This window comes from Streptomyces litchfieldiae (assembly GCF_031845365.1).
GTDB classification, from domain to species: domain Bacteria; phylum Actinomycetota; class Actinomycetes; order Streptomycetales; family Streptomycetaceae; genus Streptomyces; species Streptomyces litchfieldiae.
This window is the reverse complement of record NZ_JAVREL010000050.1, coordinates 1-2,851: the sequence shown is the minus strand read 5'-3', so window position 1 is coordinate 2,851 and position 2,851 is coordinate 1. Positions and strand designations below refer to the sequence as shown.

Here is a 2,851-nt window from a genome sequence, read left to right as displayed (position 1 = left end):
GCCTCGGCCGCGGCGCGGGATCCTGCTCGGAAGGCTTGCTGCTGGTCATACGGGCGATGCTCCTGTCGTGCCCGCCCACAATATCTGATCAATTCGGGGCGTCTCACCCAACGATGTCAGAGAGGGGGTAGCGGCCGCGGCGGGGAGTAGCGGCGGCCAGCATCGCCAGCGTAGTGGTCTTGCCGGTACCGGCGCCGGCCTGGAGAACCAGGTGGTCCCCCGCGCTGAAGGAGTCAGCGGCGGCGGCCTGCTCATCGGTGGGTTCCAACACTCTTGGGTCCTTGAGTAATCGCAGGGGTGGACTAGGGAAACGCACGAGGGGTTCAGCAGTCCTGGCACCCAGATGCACGGGCTGAAGTCGGATTCATAACCTCGTTCGATACAGGGCGCGGCATGCGGGGTATCGCCAATGGAAGGCAGGGCGTAGGTAAAGGCATGGGGGGACGATGGCAGGCGACACGCCGCTGAAACCGGCGCCGGGCCGCTCAGGTCACCCGGCCAGACGAATGGGTCAGCACCCCGGCCGCCCTCGACGGACGGCTGAACCTGGGCCATCACCGGCCCGGCAGCATCCTGGAGCACGAGGAAGAGATCTACCGCATCACCGACGGCCTCATGGCACACCTCGCCCCGCTCATCGTATGGCCGCCCAACTCGCCATCCACGATCGCACCGAAGCGCTCGCCATCGACGTCCTGCACGACGCCGCCCGCTACCTCAACCCGCCCACGCCAGACGGACACGACACGACGTGGTGACAGAACCCCGTGCGCTGCCCACAGGCGAGATCGCAGTCTGAGGCGGCGCGCAGCGGCCCGTGGCCTTCTCGATGACTTGCGACAGCGGCTATGCCGCCGCCGTCCGCTACCACCAGCGCTTCGGGAACCTCCGGATCCCGCTGGACTACCGGGAGCCGGAGACAGGCGCCCCCCTGGGCCGGTGGATCTCCGACCAGCGGACCGAGTACGCCGCCGGGCGCCTCCAGGCCGACGACGAAGGACGCCGGCGCGTGAAGTGGCTGGAGGAGATCGGGATGGTGTGGTCCGCCCCCGATCTGGCGTGGGAGGAGAACCTCGCCGCGGCGCGCGCGTACTTCGCGGAGCACGGCACGCTGTGCGCCCCGCAGACGGCCGCGGCGGAGGGCAAGGCGGTCGGGCAGTGGCTGACGAACCTCCGCCGCCCCGGGGGCCTGGGGAAGAACGCGGAGCGGGCCGCCAGGCGGGCGGCGCAGCTCGCCGCGATCGACCCCGACTGGAATCCCCGCGAGCCCGGGAAGGGCTGGTCGGTGGACTGGCAGCGCATGTAAGCCAAACTCCACACCTGCATCGACGGCGGCGGGGACGCCGAACACATCCACCCGGGCATCACGCTCGGGGGCGAGGACGTCGGGAAATGGCTGGCACGGCAGCGTACCGACTGGCAGCTGCTCGCCGAGGGGCAGCGCGAGCGCCTGGCCGCCCTCGGCGTCCGCCCCACCGAGGCGCCGGCCACCCCGGCCGGAGAGGCTGCCGGGGGCAAGGAGGGCGGGGCGGGGCGGGGCGGGCCCGGGTGCCGGCAGGCGGAGCCCGCGCCGCAGCCTTCGAACGCGGCCTCGCCGCCGCCCGCCAATACCTCCAGCGGGAAGGCACCCTGGAAGGCGTCCCCCGCAAGCACACCGAGACCGTCATCGACGAGACGGGCGTCACCGAAGTGCGGCTCGGCATCTGGCTCACCAACCAGCGCAGCAGACGCGGATCGCTTTCTCCAGAGCGGGCCGAGGCACTCAACGAACTCGGGATCCGCTGGACGTAGAAACGGCGTCACGGACGCCCGGCGCCGGGGGCCGGACCGGGTCCTGGTGCATCGGACTGGCGTCCGGATCCATTCCCGGGTAGGCCACGAGAGGCCTCGGGGTGGTTCGGCTGCCCTGGGCGCCCCTCGGCGTGGTCACGCCTCGCTGATGAGGGGTGTGGGCTGTAGGCGACGCTCCATCGTTCGAATTTGCTTCGAACTGAAGCGCTTGAATTCGAGCGCTATCGTTTGATTCTTGTTCGAATACTGGGGCGTCCGCCGCCCCGAGAGGCCGGGTGTCCGGCGCACGCTGAAGTACCACGGCAGGCGTCTGACCCTGGACACGGCGCGGGTCGAGGGCAGGGAGGAACGGGCGACGGGCCCGGCTGGGTCCCCGCGCGTGCTGAGCCTGTGGGCGGCCGTGATCCTTCTCTCGGTGTCCTGGCCGCGGCGGTCGCAGCCGCGTGCACCCACCTGGCCGGGCAGCTGCCCTCCCTGGCCGTACTCGCCAGCGGCGGGGCATTCACCGTCGCCGTCTCCACCGCACACACCCTCATCGACTGACGACGCGGCCGCTGCGGTGGCCGGTTGTGGTCACCGGGCGGGGCCAAGGCGGCTTGACTGGGCTGGTGAGCGACAAGGACACCCCCCAGTCGGCCCTCGCCCTTCCCCACGCACCCCCGGGCCCGGCCTACGGGGCGGGGATGCCAGCGGCCCTGCGAGTTTCCCCTTTGCGCGGTGAGACGGCGTGGTCGTATGTGCAGCGGATCGCCGCGCGCCAGGGGATGGACCCCGGTGCGCTGCTGGGGTGGTGGACGTGGCGGAACCACCGACCCTACGCCGAGGGCGGGGGCGTGAGGGCGGACGCGGAAATTGTGTTCAACCCCGCCGGGCAGCAGGTGCTGGCCGAGGTCGGCGGGGCGGCTGCGGCAAGTCTGGCCCGCGCCCTGCCCTCCCTAGCCCCGTACTTCGCGGGTCGCTGATTCAGGTCTGCAACCGGCGCGGTTGCATCACTTCTAGGCCGAGGAGGTCCAGCAGGTGGAGGTGGACTCCCCGGGCCATGAGGATGGTGGGCGGGTCG

4 protein-coding genes and 1 pseudogene are annotated in these 2,851 nt (G+C 71.2%); 4 read left to right on the top strand and 1 reads right to left on the bottom strand.

What is annotated here, in order from left to right; genetic code table 11:
• Positions 1-127: 127 nt before the first annotated feature.
• Positions 128-268, bottom strand: a pseudogene (locus RM590_RS36160) (AAA family ATPase); the annotation flags it as partial.
• 561 nt (positions 269-829) lie between these two features.
• Between RM590_RS36160 and RM590_RS35300 the strand changes: the two are divergent.
• The 4 genes from RM590_RS35300 to RM590_RS35285 all read left to right on the top strand — a co-directional run bounded on the left by RM590_RS35300 (position 830) and on the right by RM590_RS35285 (position 2,753).
• Positions 830-1,306 carry a helicase associated domain-containing protein gene (locus tag RM590_RS35300; RefSeq protein WP_311708908.1) on the top strand — a complete coding sequence of 159 codons (477 nt, stop codon included), beginning with the start codon at positions 830-832 and terminating at the stop codon, positions 1,304-1,306.
• A gap of 242 nt (positions 1,307-1,548) precedes the next feature.
• Positions 1,549-1,791 carry a helicase associated domain-containing protein gene (locus tag RM590_RS35295; RefSeq protein WP_311708907.1) on the top strand — a complete coding sequence of 81 codons (243 nt, stop codon included), beginning with the start codon at positions 1,549-1,551 and terminating at the stop codon, positions 1,789-1,791.
• A 390-nt stretch (positions 1,792-2,181) separates the two neighbouring features.
• Complete coding sequence (locus RM590_RS35290) at positions 2,182-2,334, top strand: hypothetical protein (RefSeq protein ID WP_311708906.1); 153 nt, start codon at positions 2,182-2,184, stop codon at positions 2,332-2,334.
• Positions 2,335-2,399: 65 nt separating this feature from the next.
• A complete protein-coding gene (locus tag RM590_RS35285) occupies positions 2,400-2,753 on the top strand; it encodes a hypothetical protein (protein ID WP_311708905.1) in 354 nt (117 codons plus the stop codon).
• Positions 2,754-2,851: the final 98 nt, after the last annotated feature.